Origin of the sequence: Sphingobacterium deserti, from assembly GCF_000757725.1 — a bacterium.
Classification (GTDB): Bacteria; Bacteroidota; Bacteroidia; order Sphingobacteriales; family Sphingobacteriaceae; genus Sphingobacterium; species Sphingobacterium deserti.
Genome location: NZ_JJMU01000054.1, coordinates 124,185 through 146,440 on the forward strand (window position 1 = coordinate 124,185; position 22,256 = coordinate 146,440).

Annotated in this window: 18 protein-coding genes and 2 tRNA genes; 7 read left to right on the forward strand and 13 right to left on the reverse strand. The window is 43.0% G+C overall.

All coding sequences use genetic code 11. The annotated features are described in order from the left end of the window. Positions 1 to 10: 10 nt before the first annotated feature. From DI53_RS15045 to ppk1, 3 genes are all read right to left on the reverse strand, one after another. Entirely contained in the window at positions 11 to 970 is a 960-nt protein-coding gene (locus DI53_RS15045; RefSeq protein ID WP_117624898.1) for a glycoside hydrolase family 43 protein, read from the reverse strand. Positions 971 to 1,048: 78 nt separating this feature from the next. Next, entirely contained in the window at positions 1,049 to 1,993 is a 945-nt protein-coding gene (locus DI53_RS15050; RefSeq protein WP_037501371.1) for a helix-turn-helix transcriptional regulator, read from the reverse strand. Between the two features lie 45 nt (positions 1,994 to 2,038). Beyond that, entirely contained in the window at positions 2,039 to 4,108 is a 2,070-nt protein-coding gene (ppk1, locus tag DI53_RS15055) for a polyphosphate kinase 1 (protein WP_037501374.1), read from the reverse strand. A gap of 455 nt (positions 4,109 to 4,563) precedes the next feature. Here ppk1 and DI53_RS15060 point away from each other — a divergent pair, with 455 nt between their 5' ends. Beyond that, a complete protein-coding gene (locus DI53_RS15060) occupies positions 4,564 to 5,619 on the forward strand; it encodes a hypothetical protein (protein ID WP_037501378.1) in 1,056 nt (351 codons plus the stop codon). A gap of 115 nt (positions 5,620 to 5,734) precedes the next feature. Here the strand turns inward: DI53_RS15060 and DI53_RS15065 are convergent, their stop codons facing one another. The 6 genes from DI53_RS15065 to DI53_RS15090 all read right to left on the reverse strand — a co-directional run bounded on the left by DI53_RS15065 (position 5,735) and on the right by DI53_RS15090 (position 12,475). Further along, a complete protein-coding gene (locus DI53_RS15065; RefSeq protein WP_037501381.1) occupies positions 5,735 to 7,036 on the reverse strand; it encodes an NAD(P)/FAD-dependent oxidoreductase in 1,302 nt (433 codons plus the stop codon). Between the two features lie 132 nt (positions 7,037 to 7,168). Beyond that, the gene (hisD, locus tag DI53_RS15070; RefSeq protein ID WP_037501383.1) at positions 7,169 to 8,452 is read right to left on the reverse strand and encodes a histidinol dehydrogenase; all 1,284 of its coding nucleotides are present in this window, start codon (positions 8,450 to 8,452) and stop codon (positions 7,169 to 7,171) included. Beyond that, positions 8,452 to 9,303 (reverse strand): ATP phosphoribosyltransferase, encoded by an 852-nt coding sequence (hisG, locus tag DI53_RS15075; protein WP_037501386.1) that lies wholly within the window; start codon positions 9,301 to 9,303, stop codon positions 8,452 to 8,454. The genes hisD and hisG overlap by 1 nt, the downstream gene beginning before the upstream one ends. 226 nt (positions 9,304 to 9,529) lie before the next feature. Beyond that, on the reverse strand, positions 9,530 to 10,054 hold the full coding sequence (locus DI53_RS15080) for a GNAT family N-acetyltransferase (protein ID WP_037501389.1): 525 nt from the start codon (positions 10,052 to 10,054) through the stop codon (positions 9,530 to 9,532). A gap of 1 nt (position 10,055) precedes the next feature. Next, positions 10,056 to 10,895, reverse strand: a complete 840-nt coding sequence (locus DI53_RS15085) for a prephenate dehydrogenase (RefSeq protein ID WP_037501392.1) — start codon at positions 10,893 to 10,895, stop codon at positions 10,056 to 10,058. A gap of 413 nt (positions 10,896 to 11,308) precedes the next feature. Further along, entirely contained in the window at positions 11,309 to 12,475 is a 1,167-nt protein-coding gene (locus DI53_RS15090) for a pyridoxal phosphate-dependent aminotransferase (RefSeq protein WP_037501396.1), read from the reverse strand. Between the two features lie 159 nt (positions 12,476 to 12,634). Between DI53_RS15090 and DI53_RS15095 the strand changes: the two genes are divergently transcribed. The 4 genes from DI53_RS15095 (at position 12,635) to DI53_RS15110 (ending at position 17,083) form a co-directional block, all read left to right on the forward strand. Continuing rightward, complete coding sequence (locus DI53_RS15095; RefSeq protein ID WP_037501399.1) at positions 12,635 to 14,470, forward strand: ABC transporter ATP-binding protein; 1,836 nt, start codon at positions 12,635 to 12,637, stop codon at positions 14,468 to 14,470. 70 nt (positions 14,471 to 14,540) lie between these two features. Beyond that, positions 14,541 to 15,734 (forward strand): radical SAM protein, encoded by a 1,194-nt coding sequence (locus tag DI53_RS15100; protein WP_037501402.1) that lies wholly within the window; start codon positions 14,541 to 14,543, stop codon positions 15,732 to 15,734. Between the two features lie 11 nt (positions 15,735 to 15,745). Beyond that, the gene (locus DI53_RS15105) at positions 15,746 to 16,363 is read left to right on the forward strand and encodes a histidine phosphatase family protein (protein ID WP_037501405.1); all 618 of its coding nucleotides are present in this window, start codon (positions 15,746 to 15,748) and stop codon (positions 16,361 to 16,363) included. Then, complete coding sequence (locus DI53_RS15110; protein WP_037501409.1) at positions 16,364 to 17,083, forward strand: menaquinone biosynthetic enzyme MqnA/MqnD family protein; 720 nt, start codon at positions 16,364 to 16,366, stop codon at positions 17,081 to 17,083. A gap of 368 nt (positions 17,084 to 17,451) precedes the next feature. Here DI53_RS15110 and DI53_RS15115 read toward each other — a convergent pair. Both DI53_RS15115 and DI53_RS15120 read right to left on the reverse strand, forming a co-directional pair. Continuing rightward, a tRNA-Leu gene (locus tag DI53_RS15115) sits at positions 17,452 to 17,536 on the reverse strand. A gap of 5 nt (positions 17,537 to 17,541) precedes the next feature. Further along, positions 17,542 to 17,614 (reverse strand) — tRNA-Gly (locus tag DI53_RS15120). A gap of 182 nt (positions 17,615 to 17,796) precedes the next feature. On the opposite strand from DI53_RS15120, the gene DI53_RS15125 reads away from it, so the two are divergent. After that, a complete protein-coding gene (locus tag DI53_RS15125) occupies positions 17,797 to 20,001 on the forward strand; it encodes a glucoamylase family protein (protein WP_052072451.1) in 2,205 nt (734 codons plus the stop codon). A 56-nt stretch (positions 20,002 to 20,057) separates the two neighbouring features. Continuing rightward, positions 20,058 to 20,573 carry an OmpA family protein gene (locus tag DI53_RS15130; protein WP_037501412.1) on the forward strand — a complete coding sequence of 172 codons (516 nt, stop codon included), beginning with the start codon at positions 20,058 to 20,060 and terminating at the stop codon, positions 20,571 to 20,573. A gap of 107 nt (positions 20,574 to 20,680) precedes the next feature. Here the strand turns inward: DI53_RS15130 and tenA are convergent, their stop codons facing one another. Next, positions 20,681 to 21,334, reverse strand: a complete 654-nt coding sequence (tenA, locus tag DI53_RS15135) for a thiaminase II (protein WP_037501415.1) — start codon at positions 21,332 to 21,334, stop codon at positions 20,681 to 20,683. Next, positions 21,321 to 22,160, reverse strand: a complete 840-nt coding sequence (gene thiD / locus DI53_RS15140) for a bifunctional hydroxymethylpyrimidine kinase/phosphomethylpyrimidine kinase (protein ID WP_037501418.1) — start codon at positions 22,158 to 22,160, stop codon at positions 21,321 to 21,323. The genes tenA and thiD overlap by 14 nt, the downstream gene beginning before the upstream one ends. Positions 22,161 to 22,256 lie beyond the last annotated feature (96 nt).

Consider the following 22,256-nt stretch of genomic DNA (forward strand, 5'->3'; position numbering starts at 1 on the left):
ACTTTTTCCCTTATTTCAAGACATGTTTTACGCCCTCGAACGTCATTTTCACAGGGTTGATAAAACCGTCTTTGTCAAAAGTCATTTCATCGATACAGGTTTCCCGCTCGTGCGCCTGTTTTTTTCCAAGTGGGCGTCTGTGGTAAACGATATAGTATTTGTCTTCGTTTGGTACTTTAATAACAGAGTGGTGGCCAGCTCCCGTAGCGATCTTTGGATCTTGCTCTAATATGATTCCTACGCGTTTAAACGGCCCGAAGGGACTATCCGAAATGGCATACGCCACTTTATAATCTGGTCCAGTCCAGCCGCCTTCTGACCACATAAAGTAATACTTGTTGTCGCGGATAAACATAAATGGACCCTCCACGTAATTCTCTGGCGTCACTTCTTTATAGACGCTACCGTCTTCGAAAGGAACCAGTTTCGTAAAGTCATCGCTTAACTTCACGACGTTGCAGTGCTTCCAGCCGCCATAAAACATATAATACTGACCATCTTTGTCTTTAAAGACAAATTGGTCGATGGGTTGTGCACCATTGACAATCTTATTAATCAGCGGTTTTCCTAGTAGGTCTTTATAAGGCCCTTGCGGCTTATCTGCTACAGCGACCCCAATTCCGCCGATTTCTCCCTCGTGCACGTCATTGGCACCGAAGAAAAAATAATACTTCCCATCTTTTTCAATTACACTAGGTGCCCACATCGCTTGGTGTGCCCACTTTACTTCATTGTTATCTAAGATACGGGGGTGTTTTTTCCAGTTTACCAAGTCCTTAGATGAAAAGGCGTCAAATAATATTTGCTCTTTATATGGTGCCGAGTAGGTGGGGAATATCCAGTACTCGTTGTTATACACGATTCCTTCGGGGTCTGCATACCAACCCGGTATTACGGGGTTTTTCTGTGCAAAACTTGCAGATGCCAATAACAAGGACATCAAGCTTAGGGTTATTTTTTTCTTGATCATGCTCTTTTCGTTAGGTTGTTATAAATATATAAAAACCTTTTAGCAAATGAAAGATGTATCAAAAATGTAGCAACACGATCAAATTTTGATATGATCGATGATGCGACGAACACAAGTCTTCAAGGCTTCAGGTTCCACAATTTGTGCGTGGTCTGCGAAACGCAAATACCAGCGGGCAAACTCTTGTTCGGGGTTGTTACTTTGAAAAGTCATGACCACATATTCTCCGTCAATTTGTTCGCTTTCGAAGCCGTAATAGGAGCGATCCCATTGCAGGTATCGGGCAAACTCCAGCTCGACACGAAGGCGTACTGTCCAGCTGGGGTGGCTTTCTTTTTTATCGAGGTAATGGCTTAATGGCTTATGCTCACGGGTAAACGTTTCGTCGGTTCTGCTCACCTTATGAATGCGATCGATCCTAAACTGACGATAGGCATCCCGAAGATGACAATAGGCCACGAAATACCAAAAATTACCTTCGTGATAAATGCCTACGGGTTCTATTTTCCGGATGTTGGGTTGATCGCGGTATACAGCACGATACTCCATCACGATGGTTTTTCGCATGGATATGGATTCAAAAAGAACGGAAAGTGCTTCGGGGACTTTCTCATTAAATGTGAGGCCAGGGGAGGACATCCACATATTCTCTTCGAGGAGCATCATATTCGTTTTATCACTATAACGCAGGTAGGAACGTATCTTGCCTATTGCTGTGCTAAAATGTCTAAACATGTCTGGATCGACAAACTTTTGCATAAGCTTTTCGGCTGCTGCTAAGCTGATGATTTCTTCCTGCGTGAAACTGGTCGGCGGTAGGCGATATCCTTCGCTGAGTGAATAGCCTGTGCCGGCTTCGCCATAAATGGGAATACCGGCCTGTTCGAGCGATCGCATATCGCGATAGATGGTACGGAGGCTTACGTCAAACCGATCAGCAAGGTCTTGCGCTTTAACAATAGATCTGCCCTGCAACTGAAAATAGATGGCTATGATACGGTGAAAACGCTTGGTAATTTCCATTGCGTAAAGGTAGGCATCTGTTCGTATTTCTATGCCGATAACGAATTAATCTTGCTTCGTTTTTTTACTAAGATAATGGTGTAATTCTACCTGCGAACGGTGTGGCCCTTTATTGTTGCTTACGTAGCTGTTATCAAGCGCGTTATTTAGAATACGGGCCTTAACATTGTCTTTCAATTGTATCGCCAGCATGTCGATCAGCTCATTCTTTATTTTTTTGTTATTAATCCGTATTGCAGCTTCAATCCTGTGGTCTAGATTTCTTGTCATCCAGTCTGCGGACGATATGTAAACAATCTCCTTGCCTGCGGCATGAAAGTACATTACACGGGCGTGTTCTAGGTATTCATCGACGATGCTGATGGCATGTAAAGGCTCTTTAAACTTTTTCTGATTTATCGCGCAGTATATACCCCGCACAATCATCTCGATCTTCACACCGGCATCTGCCGCATCGTAAAGTTTTTTTATCAATATCTTATCACTTAGTGAATTTACCTTGATGATTACGTGCGCTTTTCGGCCGGCACGTGCCTCTATGATTTCTTTCTCTAAATGCTCGATAAAAGCATCCCGCATATCTGTGGGGCACACTAATAGCGTTTTGCAAGGTTTCAAGCTTTGATAAATATCTACTTTTGGTTTCTTCAGGGCGGCAAAGATTTTATTGATGTCAGCCATAACCCCTCTATTGCTTGTCATCAAACAATAGTCGCCATAAATTTTAGCCGTTTTTTCATTTATATTCCCCGTGCTAACGAAGCCATATTGAATGGTCTTATTATGCACACGTTTCTTGATGATGCAAAGCTTAGCATGTACTTTCTTATCGGGGATCCCCAATAATACTTTGATACCTTCCATCTCAAAACGCTCTTTCCATTCAAGGTTGTGCTCTTCGTCAAAGCGAGCTCTCAGCTCCAACATAACGATAACTTCCTTGCCATTTCGCGCTGCGTTAACCAATGCATTGGCAATTTTTGAGTTTTCTGCCATTCGGTAAATCGTAATGTGTATAGAGCGCACATCCGGATCCATCGCTGATTCGCGCAAAAGATCAATTACTGGCATAAAAGTGTGGTAGGGAAAGGAGAGAAGAACATCCTTTTTCGCAAGAACATCGCTAACACGCTGCCTTCCTGTTAGGTCTGGGTGTTCAAAAGCGGTGCGCTCAATGGGCGTATTCTCCGATTTGAAAACTTTTGGAAAGCCCATAAAGTGCTTAAAGTTATGGATCTTTTGGCCGGGAATGATGCTGTCTTTTTTGGAAAGATTTAGTTTTTTGATAAGGAACTCCACCAAAGCGGGATCCATATCTTTATCAAAAACAAAACGTGTTGGTTTTCCTTTACGCCTGTTTTTTATGCCCTTCTCAATCTTCTCAACAAGTGTTGTATTAATATCGTTATCAATATCAAATTCGGCGTCTTTCGTTATTTTAAAAGCGTGTGCACTGAAGCTGTTAAATCCAAAATAAGAAAAGATATAGGGCAAATTGAATTTTATGACATCTTCCAACAGCATCACATGCTTTTCACCCTTTGGCGAAGGCAGTAATAGAAATCGACCGTTAGTACGGGTCGGATTTTCAATAATGGCGAAACGGGTTTCATATTCCCAGTCCGTTTTACGCATGGCAATGCCAAGGTAAAGACTTTTATCCCTTAAATAAGGCATCGCGCGCGCGTCATCTAGAAGCAAGGGGATAACATTAGACTCTACTTCTTCTTCATAGTAATTTCTGACAAACTCCTGCTGTTGCGCGTTGAGTTCCGCATCGGTTTTTATAAAGACCTTTTGCTTGGCCATTTCTAGCTGTATTTTCCGCCAGGTTTGATCAAATTTTTGTTGTTGTTTAATAACGAGATCGTGAAGCTCTTCCAAAATGGTTTGTGGTTTCTCAAAAAAAATCTCTTTCGCTTCTTTTTCATTGAATAAAAGCGCTCTTTTAAGCCCAGCAACACGCACTCTGAAAAATTCATCCAAATTGTTAGAAAAGATACCAAGGAACTTAATACGTTCAGAAAGCGGAACATTCTCATCGGCAGCTTCCTGTAATACACGGCCATTAAAGCTTAACCAGCTGATATCTCGAGGATTAAATTTTTTTGTCATTTTCTTCTTTACCACGTTCGTTGAAGCTTTAAATATAGGTCCGTTATATGTCCTAAATATAATAATAATATTAACAAGGTATTAACATAACATACCGCGCTATGCAGCATATTACGCTAGCAACAAGCAAGCTCATATTGACTAGCGATAGACTAAAGAGTATCCGTATATCGCCATAGCAAGATGTTTTTCACTGCTTATGCCGTGCAATAACTATTCCTATCCCTAACGATAAAGACTAATTGTGACGATTGAAGTTCATCTCCAAAGTCATCTTTGATAAATAGCGTCCTTAAATTTATAAAGCAAAAAAACTACCGAGCGCTTTTGCACTAAACCATGTCCATACCAGATAGGTATTTCTTTATCACGTTGTTTCTTTTGCAGAATTTATGTAAGTTTAACGCAAACAAACCTAATTCATTTACTGTTACTCATTAAAAAATTTCACAGATATGGCTACAGAAAATAATGCTAACACAGAAACCGGTCCTTCAAAAAAAGAGGACAGCGTAGAAGCTTCCGAAAAAGAAGTGACTCCAGCCACACCTTCGGTTACTAAAACAGCAGCAAAGAGAACGACCGCTTCCACTAAACCTGCCGCTTCCAGCACGAGCACGGCTGAAAAAGTAGAAGGAAAAGCGGCTACAAAGACAGCTCCTAAGACTAGCGCAGCAGCTTCGGCGGCTGACAAGCCTGCTGCAGCGACAAAAGCTTCTCCAGCAAAATCTAGAGCGGTCAACAGTGCCGCCAAGAAGCCCGCAAGCAAATCTACCGTTAAACAGACCGCCGCTAACAGCAACGATTCGCTAGCGAAGGAGACTGCCACAAAGTCGTCCGCAGCGAAACGTACATCAGCTGTAAAAAGTACAGTAAACAAAACAACTGCTGCAAAACCTACTACAGCGGCAAAAGCAAGTGGAAACAGTGCAGCCTCAAAGCCATCGTCAGCCGTGAAAAGCAGTTCTCCAGTAGAAAAGAAAGCAACAGGTACAACATCATCTGCTGCAAAAACAACAAGTGCGCAAAAAGCTGATTCCAGCAATAACAAAGTAGGGTCTGGAAATGCAACATCTAAAGCTGCAGTGGCTAGCGACAAAACAGCATCGCCAGCGGATATTGCATCGGCGAAAAAGGAAGGCGCTAAACCTACCTCATCAGCAAAGAAATCTACCGCAAGCTCGCTAAAAGAAACCAAGGCAGCTCCGGTATCCACCAAGGAAACCAAGAAACTAGAAACAGAGGCTTCTTACAAGGAAGATTTTAAAGAAAAGGTGAAAGAAGGAACTGCTGTCGCTGGAAAAAAGGCGAAGAAAGACGATACTCCAAAAAAGGGAAAAGCAAAAGCCGAAACTAAAAAGGTAAAATCGAAAGCAAAAACGACGGATTCGAAAAAAGACAAGAAAGCGAAGGTTAAAAAGGATGAAGCGGGATTGAAGTCTAGAGTGAAAAAGATTGTGGAAGGGGTGATGAAAAAGATGGACAAGAAACCGAAAAAGAAGAAGAAGTAATTTGCGAAATGGCGCGTCGAAAAAGCAAGTAATATATGCTAGGTCCACAAGCTATCATAACGAAACATAAAGAAGGTCGGGTAATGCCCGACCTTCTTTATGTTTCGTTATGCGTTTAGCCGTCAATATTCGTGCGCACTTCTTTCGCATCTCTTTTCCGTTCACTTCGAATGATGAGACGCAAGCCCGAGTTTGCTGAATAGAAAGACCAAATCCAGTTTCCTAGTAGTCTCCATTTATTCCGGAAACTTGCTATCGGAATAAGGTGTATCAGTAGCCATGTCAACCAGGCAAACCAACCTTTGAAAGAAAATTTAGGTAAATCGGCAACCGCTTTATAACGTGCGATAACGGCCATACTACCTTTGTCCCAATAAGCGAAAGGCTTCCGTGTTCTGTTTTCGTCTTTGGCGATGATATTCTTGGAAAGAAGCGTCCCCTGTTGCATAGCAACCTGTGCCAACTGGGGGTGTCCGTTCGGAAATTTCTCATCTGTGGTTTGGAAGCAAATATCGCCGATAGCAAAGATGTTATCGTATCCCTGTACGGCATTAAATTGATCGACCAATACACGGCGGCCGCGACCAAATTTTTCAGCTGGTATTCCCGGTAGTTCGCGAGCGATAACACCTGAAGTCCAAATCAACGTTTTTGTTAATATCTGTTTTCCATCACTTAATACAACGAGATCATTTTGGTAATCTTTAACAGCTACGTTTAACGTTATCTCAACACCCAGGTTTTCCAATACGTTTTTGGCTTCCTGTTGTGCAACTTTACTCATTGGGCCTAATAAGACCGGTGCAGCATCCACTAAGTGGATCTTTGGCGTTAAACCATTAAGCTCTGGATATTCCTTTTTTACAATTCTTTCGCTCAGTTGCGCAATCATCCCCGCAATTTCAACACCTGATGGGCCACCGCCTGCAATAACTAGATTCAAGTAAGCATCCCGATTTGGGTCGTCTTTGCGCTGAATATACTCTTCTAAATTCACCAAGATCTTGTTACGAATAGCTAACGCGTCGGTGATATTTTTCATCGGAAAAGCATTTGCTTTAACGCTTTCCATACCGAAATAATTTGTCTCGGTACCTATGGCTAAAACAAGGTAATCGTAGTGAAGCAGTCCCGTGTCCGTTTCCACCGTATTGTTGCTGCTGTCTATATTGAGTAAACGGCCTAAGTGAAAATTAAAGTTACGATGTCTTTTAAACATCTTCCGGAACGGAGAGCTGATATTGGAAGAATCAATAAACGCCGTAGCAACTTGATAGATAAGCGGAGGGAAGAAATTGTAATTGTTGATGTCTACGAGTGTGACTTTATAGTTGAGGTTGTTTCCCAAAGATTTGATAAAATTTATCCCTGCAAATCCACCACCTACAACAACAATATGTTTTTTACTGTTTGCCATAATGAGCTATTCGTTTGTTTTAATATTTGCCAACAGCGGTAGAACGTTGAAGTTGATTCTATAGTTCGCAAATGAAGGTGCAAATATATTAAAATTAAAGGGCTACAATAATGTGCAGCCCTTTTTTTTGTGTTATTTTCTAACGCTGACGGCGTTTTTATGTGCATGGAGACCTTCCAGTTCAGCCAATATCTCTACTGTGGAACCAATGTGATTCAACCCTTCTGCGTTGATATGCTGAAACGTGATTTTTTTAACGAAAGAATCAACCGAAACACCCGAGTATGAACGTGCGTAGCCGGAGGTCGGCAGGGTATGGTTTGTGCCCGACGCATAATCGCCAGCACTTTCCGGTGTAAGGTGTCCAAGAAATACGGATCCTGCATTACTAATGTAGCGTGTTAAGCTTTCCCATTGGTCTGTTTCTAGAATCAAGTGCTCTGGGGCATATTGGTTGGAGAATTGCATAGCCTCTTGCAAGTCATCCACTTTCACGGCGTAGGAATTTGCAATAGCCATCTTCGCAATCTCTGCCCGTGGGAGGATTTGTAGTTGCTCTTCCAATTTGCTGTCAACGGCTGCAAGGATAGTATCTGATGTGCAAACAAGCACCGCTTGGCTATCAGGGCCATGTTCAGCTTGCGCTAAAAGATCTGCAGCGACATAGGCTGGGTTCGCTGTCTCATCCGCTATGACAAGTACCTCCGAAGGACCTGCGGGCATATCAATGCTTACATTGGTCATGCTTTGCACGACACTTTTAGCTTTCGTGACAAACTGGTTGCCAGGCCCAAATATCTTATCAACTTTCGGAATGGTATCGGTGCCAAATGCCATGGCAGCAATGGCCTGCGCTCCGCCAGCCAAATAAATTCGATCAATCTTTAACAATTGCAAACAGTAAGCAACGAAGCCATTGATCTTACCGCTCTGCTGCGGTGGCGAACATACCACAATTTCCTTGCAACCAGAGATACGGGCTGGAACGCCCAACATCAACAACGTGCTTGGCAATACCGCAGATCCGCCCGGAATATATAACCCCACCCGTTCGATAGGCCGGGGTTCACGCCAGCATTTCACACCCGGCATAGTTTCTACAGTGCGCTCGCGGCGCATTTGGCTGCTGTGAAATTTGTGAATATTCTGAAAAGCAATTTCCAGTGCGCGCTGTTGATCGCGTGTAATTGTCATCGCCAGCTCTTCGATATCCGCTTTATCTAGATAAAGTTTTTCCAGATCTACCTTATCAAATTTAGACGCAAAACTTAGTAGGGCAGTATCACCATCCTGGCGTACATCAGCAATAATTTGCTGCACCACATCTTGAATGGCATGCGTGTCATCCGCATTGCGCGTAACTAAGGCGGTAAGCGCTGAAGTGGACAATTCCTTAAATGTATACTGTTTTAGCATCACAGAATGATTTTCTCAATCGGCATCACGACAATTCCTTGTGCTCCTGCCGCTTTTAATGTGTTTATCTTATCCCAAAAGTCATCTTCCGTAATTACGGTATGTACAGCCACCCAACCTTCCTCTGCCAACGGAACAACGGTAGGGCTTTTTACGCCGTGTAGCAACTCTGTAATCTGCGGCAAATTTATTTTCTCAACGTTTAGCACAACATACTTCGTCTCTTTGGCGCGTAATACGGATTGTACACGTTGTAACAACTCGCAAAGGATAGGGTTTTCTAATAATCCTTCTCGTCCGATCAAGATCGCTTCAGAGCTTCGCACATCGGCGAAAGGTTTTAATCCATTGCTTTTTAATGTTCCGCCGGTGGAAACAATATCGCATATAGCATCACTCAGGCCTAGTCCCGGAGCAATCTCCACTGAACCCGATATCTCCCGTATATCAGCCTGAATCTTATACTCATTAAGAAATTGTTGTAGAATAACGGGGTAGGAGGTGGCTATGGCTTTGCCGTTTAAGTCGGCTAGATCTTGAACGTCGGAATCTTTGGGAATGGCTATTTTTAAGGTACAACGTCCGAAACCGAGGCGCTGGAGGTAGGTCACCTGTGCTTGGCTCTCGTCGATCACATTTTCACCTACTATGCCTAGATCGGCAATACCCTGTGCTACGTAACCCGGAATGTCGTCGTCGCGTAAAAAAAGAATTTCGAGATTGAAGTTATTGACGGTGGTGATAAGGGAGCTTTTATAATTTTCAAAATCAAGCCCACAGTTTTTTAAAAGCTGTACGGATTTCTCGTTTAATCTACCTGATTTCTGGATAGCTATCTTAAGGTTTTTCAAAATATAAAGGTTTTTGTTGTAAAACGTCTATTAATAAAAGAAGTATAACTCGGGGTATTTTGCTTCACGTAGAAACACATAACATTACATATCGCCAATCTGGCGATGATGGAAATGGATGTGATGTGTGAACAAATGAGTCATTGTTTATTAATAACATAACAAATGTAAGGTATTACTGTATGTTTTACAAATTACAGCCGCTTATTTTATGGAAAACTTGTGCTCAGCTCCGTCTACTGTTCCAAGCATCTTTCGTTAGCGTATACTCGAGCTGCGTTGTCGTCAGGTCAGCCGGAGCAGGGTATTCTTTTACCTTAACCGCGCCAATTTTTTCTAGCGCTCCCTGCGACCGGAAGTTGTGCTCACGGACGTGAAAGACGACCGTATCGACATATTGGAAGGCGTAATCAAGCATCAGGGATTTTACCATTCGGTTGGTAAAACCACCCCAATAGGCCTTTGCTAAAAAGGTGAAGCCAATGGCTATGCGATTTGCTGCGGCATCGTATTGATAGTAGGAAGTAGCACCAATTACCGACTGTTTGGCGTTATCTATAATCAAATAAGGCATATCTGTTTTCATCAACTTCTCGAAGTAAATGCGAAAGCCTTCAAGCTGATAGCGGTTAAAATCCGGGTGTTGTGCCCATATTTCTGGATCCGACGCCACCTGGAACAAACGTCCAAAGTCGCTTGTTTGCAGCGGCTCCAAAGCGACCTCCGCGTTTGCTAATGCTTTAAATTCCATGTTACTTAATGATACGTTTAATTTTGTTGGAACGCTTGATCAGCTTATGAAGGCCTTCGTAGTCCTCGCCATCGAGTTTATTGTACAGGTTTTGCAGTTGCTTGATGTGCTCTTCCAAAACTTCCAATACATTGGAGCGGTTTTGTTTGAAAATTGGCGTCCACATCTCGGGAGATGATTTGGCTAAACGAACGGTTGATTGAAAACCTGAACCTGCTAACTCAAAAATCCTGCCCTGCGATTTTTCTTTTTCCAAAACGGTCAGCGCAAGGGCGAAGGAGGTAAGATGCGAGATATGTGATACATATGCCGTGTGCATGTCGTGTTCATCTGCATTCATAAAGGAGGTCTTCATCTCCAGTTGATCGGTCAGCGCATCGGCAAGCTCGAAAGCATCTTCATCTGTCTTGAAAGCTTCTACGTAGACCATCATTTTATCTTTAAAAAGATCTGGGATGGCTGCTTCTGGACCGGAATACTCGGTTCCAGCCATAGGGTGAGCCGCCACATAGCGCCCACGATTTGGATGGTCGGCAATAAGATTCAGGATGTTCGTCTTTGTTGATCCCATATCGATAACTACCTGATCGGTTACCTTATCCAATAACGCTGGTAAGAGCGTTAAAATCGCATCAACAGGAATGGTAAGTACGATAATTTTGCAGGTAGCTAACGCCTCATCTAAAGGAAGTATACGATCTACCAGACCTAACTGTAAAGCTTTTTTCTGGTTGGATTCGTTCTTCTCCACACCAATAATCTGCTGACAGAAGTTTGTTTCTTTTAAACGGATGCCAATTGATCCTCCGATCAAACCGATACCTACTATGGCTATGTTCATTTTTAAAGTAAAAAGTAAAAAGTAAAAAGTAAAAAGTAAAAATTCAGAAGTGATAAGTCAAAAGTGATAAGTCAAAATTCAAAAATTCAAAAGTGATAAGTCAAAAGTGATAAGTCAAAAGTCAAAATTCAAAAATTAAGATTTAAAGGTAACTTTCTCGTTCATTGTGGCTATACCTTCCTTCAAGCTCAAGCACTTTTTTTCTCGTCATCGCGAGGACGTAGGACGAAGCGATCTTTCTCTATATCGCTAAATCGTTCAGTCAAATATGTGTTATCAGTCTATTCCAAACGATCTTCGCCCATCGAACAATCATTCTCTCGTCATCACACCTATACCTTCCCATTAACGTTTCTCATTCGTCATTGCGAGGAGGCAGGACGAAGCGATCTTAATCAATAACAGTCGCTTCTTTAGTGCTCCTGTGCATTCACTATCCGTGCTAATGCCTTATCCAACACTTCTTCTTTTGCACACAAACTGATTCGAATGTACTGATTGCCGGCATCACCAAAAATCCCACCAGGTGTAATAAACACCTTAGCGTTATAAAGTATCTCGTCGCTTAGTGCATATGCATCTTGATAGGTCGTCGGTATTTTTGCCCATACGAAAAGACCAACTTGTGCTTTATCATATGCACATTGCAATTGATCCATAATGGCATACACTTTTTCACGCCGACGCGCATAAACTTCATTAAGCTCCCTATACCAACTTTGATCGAGCTGCAGCGCCTTCGACGCGGCGAGTTGCATCGGCAGAAACATGCCCGAATCCATATTGCTTTTAAACCGTAGGATATCGTTAATGCGGGTTTTATCGCCCACCAACATCCCGATACGCCAGCCCGCCATATTGGAAGATTTACTTAGCGAATTAAGCTCTATGGCTACATCTTTCGCGCCCGCGACAGCCAGTATGCTCTGTGGCTGATCGTTGAGGATAAAACTATACGGGTTATCGTGACATATCAATATTTGATGTTTCTTCGCAAAGGCAATGAGCTGCTCAAAAAGAGCGGTAGTCGCCAGGGCACCCGTCGGCATATGCGGATAATTAACCCACATCATCTTCACCGCAGACAGATCAAGCTTCTCAAGTTCGTCAAAATCCGGTTGCCATTTTTTGTCAGCTTTCAATTCGTAAGATAGTGGTGTAGCGCCCGCCACTTTCACCGCGCTGCTGTATGCCGGATAACCGGGATTCGGAATCAATACTTGATCACCCTCTTGCAAATAGGTCATACAGATGTGGACAATACCTTCTTTCGATCCGATAAGTGGTAAGATTTCCGTTTGCGGATCTAGCGTTACGTTATAGTAGCGAGCATACCAGTCAGCCATCGCCTCACGCAGCGCCGGAGCACCCTTGTAGTTTTGATATCCGTGCACTGTCCCTTTGCTTGCTTCTTCTTGCAAAACCTCGATGACGCTGGGATGAGGGGGCAGATCTGGGCTTCCGATGCCCAAATTGATCACCTCGGCACCAGCCTTATTCATCGCATCAATCTCGCGCAGCTTCGTCGAAAAGTAATATTCTTGTGTCTGTTTTAGCCTATCGGCAACTTCAATATGCATGCTGAGTATTTTGAAATTTAACGCCTAAATTAAAGAATAAATGCAATAATCAATTATTGAAAGCTAATTTATCACCTGTCTGCAACAATATATGTGCTAAAACGACCGATTTGCTAGCCCTCGTTCTTTTTTATTACTTTTGTAGCCTGATTAAGATACATGAAGACATACTTTAGACTGTTATCCTTCGCGAAACCTATTGAAAAATACGCCATACCATACATTATTTGTACGATAGTAACCGTCGTATTCGGTACGCTTAACTTAGCACTATTGGCACCTCTGTTGCAGGTTCTTTTTAAAGGTACAGGGGATGCAAACCTAGCGCCGGCCGAACTCGCACAGAAACCTGATGGTTTCGATGATATTGGTGGTTGGTTTACGTACTATGCCGATAGATTGTACTATGATATCGGTCCTTTTGAAGCACTGAAATATGTATGTATCGTGATCGTCATCTCGGTATTTATCAGTAATCTTTTCCGCTATTTTTCGCAACGGATCATGGAAAATCTACGTATTCATACGTTGCTGAATTTGCGTAAATCGGTATTTAATAACGTGATGGATCTGCATTTAGGCTACTTTACCAACAGTAGGAAAGGGGACATCATCTCTAAAATAGCTTCGGATGTACAGGTGGTGCAGTTTTCCGTGACATCGACCTTGCAAGTGGCGTTTAAAGAGCCGTTACAGCTGATTGCTTATATTGTTGTTCTCTTTGCACTTTCCGCAAAGCTTACCCTTTTCTCCTTAGCCGTTATTCCTGTTTCGGCTTTTTTTATTTCAAGGATAGTTAAGAAACTCCGTGAGCAGGCGCGAGAAGGTCAGAAATCGTATGCGAATATGATTTCTTACTTGGATGAAGCCTTATCAGGCATAAAAATTATTAAAGCTTTTAATGCTGTTTCTTTTGTGAAGGATCGCTTTAACGGTGAAAGTGAATATTATTCAAAAATTATGCGCCGTATGGTGCGCCGTCAGCAAATGGGTTCGCCCGTTTCAGAGCTGCTCGGTGTGTTGATGGTTGCAGTGATCTTGTTGTATGGTGGTGGTTTGGTATTGGATGGCGAAGGCGATCTGAAAGCCTCAGAATTTATTACCTACATCGCCATATTCTCGCAAGTGATGCGCCCTGCAAAAGCATTGACGGACGCCTTTTCGAGTATCCACAATGGAATCGCTGCTGGCGAACGCGTGTTGGATCTGATCGATGAGCGCAGTGTAGTAACAGACAAGCCGGATGCGGTCTCGCTCGACGGATTTAAGCAATCTATTGTATTTCACGACGTGGACTTCGCCTATGAGGATAAGCAGATTTTGAATCAGATCAATTTAGAGATTCCTAAAGGCAAAACTGTCGCTTTAGTGGGCCCTTCTGGCGGTGGTAAATCTACCTTGATAGACTTGATTCCCCGCTTTATGGATGTGAAAGGAGGAAAAATAACATTGGATGCTGTGGATTTACGTGATGTAAAGCAAGATTCCCTTCGTGGCTTGATAGGTACTGTTAATCAGGAATCTATTCTTTTTAATGATACCATTTTTAATAATATCGCATTTGGTGCTACAAACGCGACGATAGAACAAGTGGAGCAGGCCGCTAAGATTGCAAACGCCCATGAATTTATTGTGAAAACGGAAGCAGGCTACGAAACCAATATCGGCGATCGCGGCGCGAAGCTATCCGGCGGTCAACGGCAGCGGATATGTATTGCCCGCGCAGTACTCCGCAACCCACCAATTATGCTGTTGGATGAAGCAACTTCCGCCTTAGATACGGAATCGGAGAAGCTCGTTCAGGATTCGTTGTATAAGCTGATGGAAAATAGAACAACTGTTGTTATCGCACACCGGTTGAGTACAATTCAGAATGCAGATAAGATTGTCGTGATCGAAGCAGGGCGTGTCGTTGAAGAGGGGAATCATCTCGAATTGATAAATAAACGCGGTTTATATAAACGATTAATAGATATGCAGCAATTTGTTGATTAACATAGAAAAGCGATTGGAAGGTCGCTTTTTTCTTTGCTAATTGGTACATTTGCTTACTTAGGAGGTAGAAATGAATGCAACGCAAAAACTTGATTTTTTAATTCAAAATGAAAACTTGGATGCTGCTTTAAAAAGCATAGCCATCAAAGTTTCTGAGGGTGAGCGTATAAGTGTTGACGAGGGTGTTTTACTATACGAGAAGGGTGAGCTGGGCTACCTTGGCGTGTTGGCGAATTATATCCGAGAGAAAAGGCATGGCGATTATACCTACTTCAATAGAAACTTCCACATCGAACCCACAAATGTTTGTGTGTACGACTGTAAATTTTGCGCATACTCGCGGTTAATTAAGCAACGCGATGAAGGCTGGGAGATGGACGTTGATGGGATGATGGATATTATCCGTAAATACGACGCCGAGCCTGTTACCGAGGTGCATATCACCGGAGGTGTGGTGCCTAAGCAAAATCTGGATTTTTATGCGGAGTTCTTCAAACGCTGTAAGGCGCATCGCCCTGGTCTTCATATAAAAGGACTTACACCAGTTGAATATTATTATATTTTCAAGAAGGCGAAGCTCTCGCATTACGAAGGACTAAAGTATTTGAAAGAATGCGGTCTGGATTCTATGCCGGGTGGTGGAGCGGAAATATTTCATCCGGAAGTACGTGAAAAAATTGCAGGCGATAAATGTACGGCTGAACAATGGCTTGATATCCATGAGCAGGCGCATAACTTGGGCATGCGCACTAACGCGACTATGCTTTATGGGCATATCGAAGAATTTTGGCACCGTGTTGACCATATGGAGCGATTACGGCAGTTACAAGACAAGACAGGCGGTTTCCAGACTTTTATTCCCTTGAAGTTTCGTAACCAAGGCCACCAGATGTCCGATGTGCCCGAAGTATCGGTTATTGAAGATCTACGTAACTATGCTATAGCACGTATATACATGGATAATTTTGATCATATCAAGGCATATTGGGCAATGATTTCGCGTGATACTGCACAGCTGTCTCAAGCGTTCGGTGTGGATGATATTGATGGAACGCTGGATGATACGACGAAAATCTATTCGATGGCAGGCGCGGAGGAACAACATCCGGGAATGAGCACGCAGCAGGTTGTGGAGCTGATCAAGAATGTAGGCCGACATCCTATAGAGCGTGATACGCTTTATAATGTGGTTACTGATTACAAAGACGTGGTCTTTGAGACAGCAGCCAAAGCAAACTATTATTCTTTACCCGTAGTGGAATAACAATATAGACATTGAAAAAAACTTTTTATTTTATCCGTCACGGACAAACAGACCTCAATTTAAGGGGTATTGTGCAAGGGCGGGGGGTGAATTCACCTTTGAACGAAACAGGCTTCAAACAGGCGGAAGCTTTCTATCACGCTTTCGGTGACGTGGCTTTTGATAAAATCTATATATCAACGCTGTTGCGCACGAGGCAAACCGTACAAAAGTTTATTGAGAAAGGTATCCCTACCGAAGAACTCATTGGTTTAGACGAAATTTCTTGGGGTATTTACGAAGGCAAAGAGCAAGACGAGACCATTATGTCGGGCTTTGAAAAAGTGGTTGCCTCATGGCGGAACGGCGAGCTTGATCTCGGTATTGAAGAGGGAGAGTCGCCGAACGCTTTAGTGATACGACAGAAGGAAGCAATTGCGCATATGCTCACGCGGGAAGACGAAAAAACAGTTTTGGTTTGTATGCATGGGCGCGCCTTACGCATTATGCTATGCCACCTCACGGATGTCGATGTATGTCTGATGGATGATTTCCCACATACAAACACCGCGCTTTACATTTTGGAATATGACGGGGAACGATTCACGATCGTTGACCACTACAATGTTAAACATTTAGAGAATTTGTAGATGAGTAAAATAGCCGTTTCCGCGGTTTCCTACACGAACACCTTACCCTTTTTGCAAGGCATCCGGCGTTCGGATCTGATGCAGCACATAGATTTATCGGTAGATTATCCAAGCGAGTGTGCTCGGAAAGTGATTGACAATGAAGTTGATATGGGGATTATTCCTATCGCTGCGCTTACGAAATTGCCGGAGTACTATATTATAAGCGATTACTGTATCGGTAGTGATGGTGCCGTTGACTCGGTTTTTATATTTGCTGAAAAACCCGTAACAGACATTCAATCGTTGCGCCTCGATGTGCAATCGCGCACGTCGAATGGATTAGCACAAATCCTGCTGAAACACTATTGGCATCGCGACGTGCGTATTGTCACCGAGGGCGATGCTGATGCTTACGTGTTGATCGGAGACCGCACCTTCGGCAAGAAGGATACGGTTCCCTATGCTTATGATTTAGGCCATTATTGGAAGAAGATGACGGGGCTGCCATTTGCCTATGCTGTATGGGTGGCTAATAAGAAGTTACCAGAAACATTTACCGATGCTTTTAACAAGGCTTTGGCTGATGGCGTTTCTAGACCCGAAGATGTGATAGCCGGACTCCCTGTGTATCCAAATTTTGACTACGAAAAGTATCTTACCGAAAACTTGGATTTCCGCTTAACAGCAGAAAAACGTGAGGCTATCGATAAGTACCTCACATTATATAAAGGTCTGTAAGACGGTATCAGACAGTTTAAAAGGGCTCAGGTTGCACGAGACTGTTTTTTTACGACTTCTTTAGAATCAATTGCAGAAGGAAAAGCCCCGAGTGTGCATTGCAGATGGGCATGGAGGGGGTATTGTAGTTACTACCGTATTGGCTTTCCTGTTAAAAGATAGCAATTGTTTCCGTGTTTGGCTTACGCATCACATTCACGTTAAGCGTTTCGATTTTTTGCTTGGCCTCCCACAGGTCATAGCTTTGCTGCAGGATTTCTTTGTATTTGTGAGAGCATGCTCATAAACACACTAAAAACGAAAATCCCCGAAACTTCTCAGTATCGGGGATTTTGCTTGTTGAGCTTTTTGAGACTGCTCTTTTGACGTACCTAGGGCGGGAATCGAACCCGCACTCCTTTAACAGGAACAGGATTTTAAGTCCTGCGTGTCTACCAGTTCCACCACCTAGGCAACTGAGCGAAAGACGAGATTCGAACTCGCGACCCCAACCTTGGCAAGGTTGTGCTCTACCAACTGAGCTACTTTCGCTTGCGATGATGCAAATATAGAGAGAAATCTTTATTCTAAAAATTATTTATCGGTTTTTTGAAGTCGTCGCTTATAACATTCTAGGAATGTGCGTAATATTTTTCTTACCATTCAGGTTCAATATTGTCTTTTCGTTCGAATGGTTCAATATTTGCTTATTTTTGCCGTAAATCAATATTGCTATGAAGTGTTTTTATTCATATATACTGTCCGTAATTTCTTTTTTCAGCATAGTAACGCAGGTGCATGCTGACACCTATCCCGAAGTGGTTTTCGACAATAGCTTGGTAAGAGGGGTCTATGCGAAAAGCAAAGTAGAATACCAAGGACAATCCTGGGTCGAAAACTTAAATGGACATCTATTAGTATCTGACACCTTGTTTTTCACGCCAGGCAACGCCCTTTCAATACAATACAAATCTGCGCCGGCAGGCGATTGGAAGGTCGACCTGCAATACAATCGTCAAAAATTAACCTATCAGGTTAATCAGTCTGATTTTTTGGTGTTTCAGCTATTCGTGAAGACGGAGTACACGCAAAAGGGAGACCTACCTAAAATTGGGATTAAACAGCGCCATAATGAAACAGACTATCTGGACTTAATGCCCTATATGGAAGATTTTTCCTATAATACATGGACGAGAGTCAAGATACCGATAGCTAAATTCAAGAACTTAATGATGCGGGAGCCTATTACGGCAGTTCGTTTACTACAAAACAATGCATCTGAGAAAACACATCAGATATTCATTGATCAGATGGAGTTTCTGCCGAAAAACGTCTCGCAGGTAAGGCTGTCATCGCCAGCTATTCTTTCTTCAGCGATAGCGTATGATAAGCAGGTGCATTTACAGTGGCAACTTCCGTTGACGCCATCTATCCGATATATCAAAATTTATCGCTCTGAAGATGGCAAAGCATTCACCCCGGTAGGCATCAGACCCACTTCTATGCAAAGCTGCTTGGATTATGTACCTGACTTAAACAAGACCTATTACTATAAGATTGCTTGGATAGACTATAATTATGTAGAGTCGCCATTTTCGCCGGTGAAGGAGGTGAAGACAAAGCGATTAAATGAAAATGAGCTGCTTGATCTTGTGCAAGGTGCACATGTTAATTATTTTACGGAAAATTACGATATCAATAGTGGGATGTATCTGCCTTTCGGTATGAAAGATCGAGCAGTAGTGTCCGTAAAAGAAAGTGGTAACGCCATCTTAAGTTTGATCGTTGGGGTACAGCGTGAACGCTTGAATAGGCAAGTGGCTGTAGGCCGGATCAACCGCATATTAACTTTTTTGGCAAAAGGACAAAATCGATACGGAATTTTCCCGACGTATTTTGACGGGAGGACGGGCTTGCCGGATTATAGAGAGAACGAACCGACATACGACGTCTTAGCTACCTCATCACTGATTGAATCCCTGCTGGTCGCCCGGCAGTTTTTTAATGATGAGCGCGACAATGAGGCGAACCTTCGAGATAAAATTTCAAAGCTTTATGATGGCGTTCAATGGGATCGCCTTTTGGCGAGTGGCTATGAGGACGTATTATTGGAACGGGTATCTGGCGTAGATTCTGCAAAACAATATGCTACGTTGGGTGGTGTTAACGAGTCGATTAATGCCTACCTTTTGGCTATGGCGTCACGCACGCATCCTATTCCCTTATCGGCCTACGAAAATGGTATTAAGCATATTGATCTTCGGTATGCATCGGCCTATAGTAAAATGGATAGTTTGGCAAAAGATACGCTATCCTTGGTACGTGAAACGTTCAGGCTAGCCTTCAATCCACTAGGAAATGAGGTGAATGAGAATGCCGAGCGCGTTTCCATACGCCAGGATACGATGCTGTATGGTGAACACTTATTATTTGGCAGTGCAAGAGGAAGTCTACTCGAATTTTATAAACCCTTTTTTACGATCGATCCGAAGTTGTTGGCTGATTCGGAAATCAATTACGAAGAAGCGATACGCAATTATATAAAAGTTCGTAAACGTCGTGATAATGAGATAGGCGTAGGATCGACGGATTCAGACATTTGGGGATTCTATCAATTGACGGATAGTGTGGGGAGCTATCGTATCAATCCGGCAATTGCGCCCGCCTCGATGTTTTTACTGCCAAACGAAGGACGGAAATCAATATTAGCACTTTATGAGAATAAAAGTGAGAACTTTTTTACCGAATATGGATTTCGTGCATGGCTAGATCTTCGCGATAACGATGTTTCCGAGGAATATTTCGCGACAAATCAAGCGGCGGTGGCCGTTTGTATAGAAAACGCACGCTCGGGTTTGATCTGGAACCTCTACAAGGAGATACCGGAAATCAAGCTGGTGCTTTCGAAATTAAGAGAGCGCAATCAAAAAACGAATTAAGTTTAAGCGGAAAGGCTCAAATTTATTATATTTACCGCTAGACTAAAGGAAAATTCATGAAACATATACGTACTGCTGCCGTGCTACTCACATTAACCCTTGCTGCAAGCGCTTGTAAGCAAAAAGCTATTATGGTTAACCCCGGAGCTGTAGTTAGCAAGGATGGAACAGATGACGGTTTGAAAAATGTAAAGAGCGAATTTGAAAATGCCGCTCGCACAGATGAGGGTATAAAGTTTACATTATCGTCCGACCTATTGTTCCCAACAAATTCTTCCTATCTGACGGATAAAGCGAAAGTTGAGCTTAGCAAAGTGGCTAAACTGTTGAAGAACGATACGTCGAAAAAGATTAGAGTAGATGGGCATACGGACTCAACAGGCGAGGAAAATTACAATAAATGGTTGTCTGATAAACGCGCTGCCTCTGTAAAGAAATTTTTGGAAGATGCAGGCATCGGTGCGGCTCGGATAGCAACGAAAGGCTTAGGGCAAAGTAAACCTGTTTCTGATAACAAAACACCAGAAGGGCGTCAAAAGAACAGACGTGTAGAAATAGTTATATTAAATTAAAAGATACAGTTACTACTGTAAAAACCGTCGTAAGCTTTCCTTGTATTGCTTACGACGGTTTTTGCTTTTAGTAGAGCATGTTACATGGCGTCCATTTTTAACCGATCTTACCAGACCTTCTGTGCATAGGCAGCATCCCAAAACATAAACTCAAGACGTGACGCAGAGATAAACGCCTCCAACATCCGCGTTTGCATTGCTTCTGTAGTTTGTTCGGCCATCGTGTCTACATAATACTTGGCTAATGTCACCCCATCGGCAAAGTCGGTGCCGCTGTAGGTGGCGATCCAAGCTTCGTAAGGGTTTTGCGCATTTGATTGATTTTCAAAAATCTTATCGCCCACTACTTTGTAAATCCAAAAACAAGGCAACACTGCCGCCATAGCAACCTCTAAAGGTTCGAACGCTGCTACACTTTTCAAGAAATGTATGTAGTGATGACATACAGGGCCGATTTCAATAGGGTGATCGCTGGCAATTCCAAATTGGGAAAAGTATGTTTCGTGCAAGACCTTCTCTACTACAAGTGCATTCTTGCCAAACTCAAAAAAATCCAAGGCTTGTCTATTATCCTCCGATTTACTGCCTAAAGCCGCCAGCACGCGACCGAAATGCTCTAAGTATTTGGCATCTTGCTGCATATAAAACTGGAACTTTTCGAGTGGTAGAGTGCCGGATTGCAGCTCCTGAATAAATGGCATTTGAAAAATAGTATGGAGTAGGGGCTGTATGCTTTCCCACGCTTTGTCAGTCCATTTCATAATTGATGAGTGTTTTGGGGTTGAAAAAATGATTTAAGGGTCCATTGCCATGACCTATACGAAGCTTTTGACCGCTCTGTATGGCTTGATGCACATAGTCTAAACTATTTGATACCGCTTCCTCTAGGGTTTTGCCTTGCGCTATAAAACTTGCTATTGCAGATGAAAGGGTGCATCCAGATCCATGTGTGTTTTGCGTTTCTATACGCGATGATTCATAACTTTTCGTCATACCGGATTGTTGCACAAGAAATGTAGTAAGGGTGTCGCTTGTTAAGTGACCTCCTTTTACAAGTACGGCATTACAGCCCATGGATATGAGTGTTGTACCAGCCTCCTGCATGGCTTCGAGAGTTTGTACCGTATGCCCAACCAACACAGAAACTTCATCTAAATTGGGCGTAATAATCGTCGCTTTTGGAAAGAGGTCCTCGATACAAGCCTGTATCGTATCTTCCTGAATCAATTGATGTCCACTGGTTGATACCATAACCGGATCGAAAGTAACCGGGCCCTTATAGTGTTTTAGGTAATCGTTTATGCAACGTACCAAAGCGACGCTATGCACCATACCTATCTTAATGGCATCGGGTGGAATATCATCGAATATAGCGTCCAATTGCTCTCGAACGGCATCTGTCGGGATGTCATAAATATTTCGCACACCTTGCGTGTTTTGTATAGGAAGGGCAGTGAGCACATTCATCGCGTAGCAGCCTAAGGCAGATATTGTTTTTGTGTCCGCCTGAATGCCCGCTCCGCCACTTCCGTCAAATCCTGCAATACTCAGCACGGTAGGAACCTTATGCGTTCTTGTGTCTATCATGATAATAAATCTTTTAATTGTTGACTTGCGGCTCGCGGATCAGCTGCCTGGCAGATCGCGGACACCACCGCGACGCTGTCTGCGCCAGCGGCGACC

Excerpts from the sequence above, each read along its gene's own strand:
- DI53_RS15045 (WP_117624898.1), bottom strand. The coding sequence starts at position 970 with ATGATCAAGAAAAAAATAACCCTAAGCTTGATGTCCTTGTTATTGGCA.
- DI53_RS15050 (WP_037501371.1), bottom strand. The coding sequence starts at position 1,993 with ATGGAAATTACCAAGCGTTTTCACCGTATCATAGCCATCTATTTTCAG.
- ppk1 (WP_037501374.1), bottom strand. The coding sequence starts at position 4,108 with ATGACAAAAAAATTTAATCCTCGAGATATCAGCTGGTTAAGCTTTAAT.
- DI53_RS15060 (WP_037501378.1), top strand. The coding sequence starts at position 4,564 with ATGGCTACAGAAAATAATGCTAACACAGAAACCGGTCCTTCAAAAAAA.
- DI53_RS15065 (WP_037501381.1), bottom strand. The coding sequence starts at position 7,036 with ATGGCAAACAGTAAAAAACATATTGTTGTTGTAGGTGGTGGATTTGCA.
- hisD (WP_037501383.1), bottom strand. The coding sequence starts at position 8,452 with ATGCTAAAACAGTATACATTTAAGGAATTGTCCACTTCAGCGCTTACC.
- DI53_RS15080 (WP_037501389.1), bottom strand. The coding sequence starts at position 10,054 with ATGGAATTTAAAGCATTAGCAAACGCGGAGGTCGCTTTGGAGCCGCTG.
- DI53_RS15085 (WP_037501392.1), bottom strand. The coding sequence starts at position 10,895 with ATGAACATAGCCATAGTAGGTATCGGTTTGATCGGAGGATCAATTGGC.
- DI53_RS15090 (WP_037501396.1), bottom strand. The coding sequence starts at position 12,475 with ATGCATATTGAAGTTGCCGATAGGCTAAAACAGACACAAGAATATTAC.
- DI53_RS15095 (WP_037501399.1), top strand. The coding sequence starts at position 12,635 with ATGAAGACATACTTTAGACTGTTATCCTTCGCGAAACCTATTGAAAAA.
- DI53_RS15100 (WP_037501402.1), top strand. The coding sequence starts at position 14,541 with ATGAATGCAACGCAAAAACTTGATTTTTTAATTCAAAATGAAAACTTG.
- DI53_RS15110 (WP_037501409.1), top strand. The coding sequence starts at position 16,364 with ATGAGTAAAATAGCCGTTTCCGCGGTTTCCTACACGAACACCTTACCC.
- DI53_RS15125 (WP_052072451.1), top strand. The coding sequence starts at position 17,797 with ATGAAGTGTTTTTATTCATATATACTGTCCGTAATTTCTTTTTTCAGC.
- DI53_RS15130 (WP_037501412.1), top strand. The coding sequence starts at position 20,058 with ATGAAACATATACGTACTGCTGCCGTGCTACTCACATTAACCCTTGCT.
- tenA (WP_037501415.1), bottom strand. The coding sequence starts at position 21,334 with ATGAAATGGACTGACAAAGCGTGGGAAAGCATACAGCCCCTACTCCAT.
- thiD (WP_037501418.1), bottom strand. The coding sequence starts at position 22,160 with ATGATAGACACAAGAACGCATAAGGTTCCTACCGTGCTGAGTATTGCA.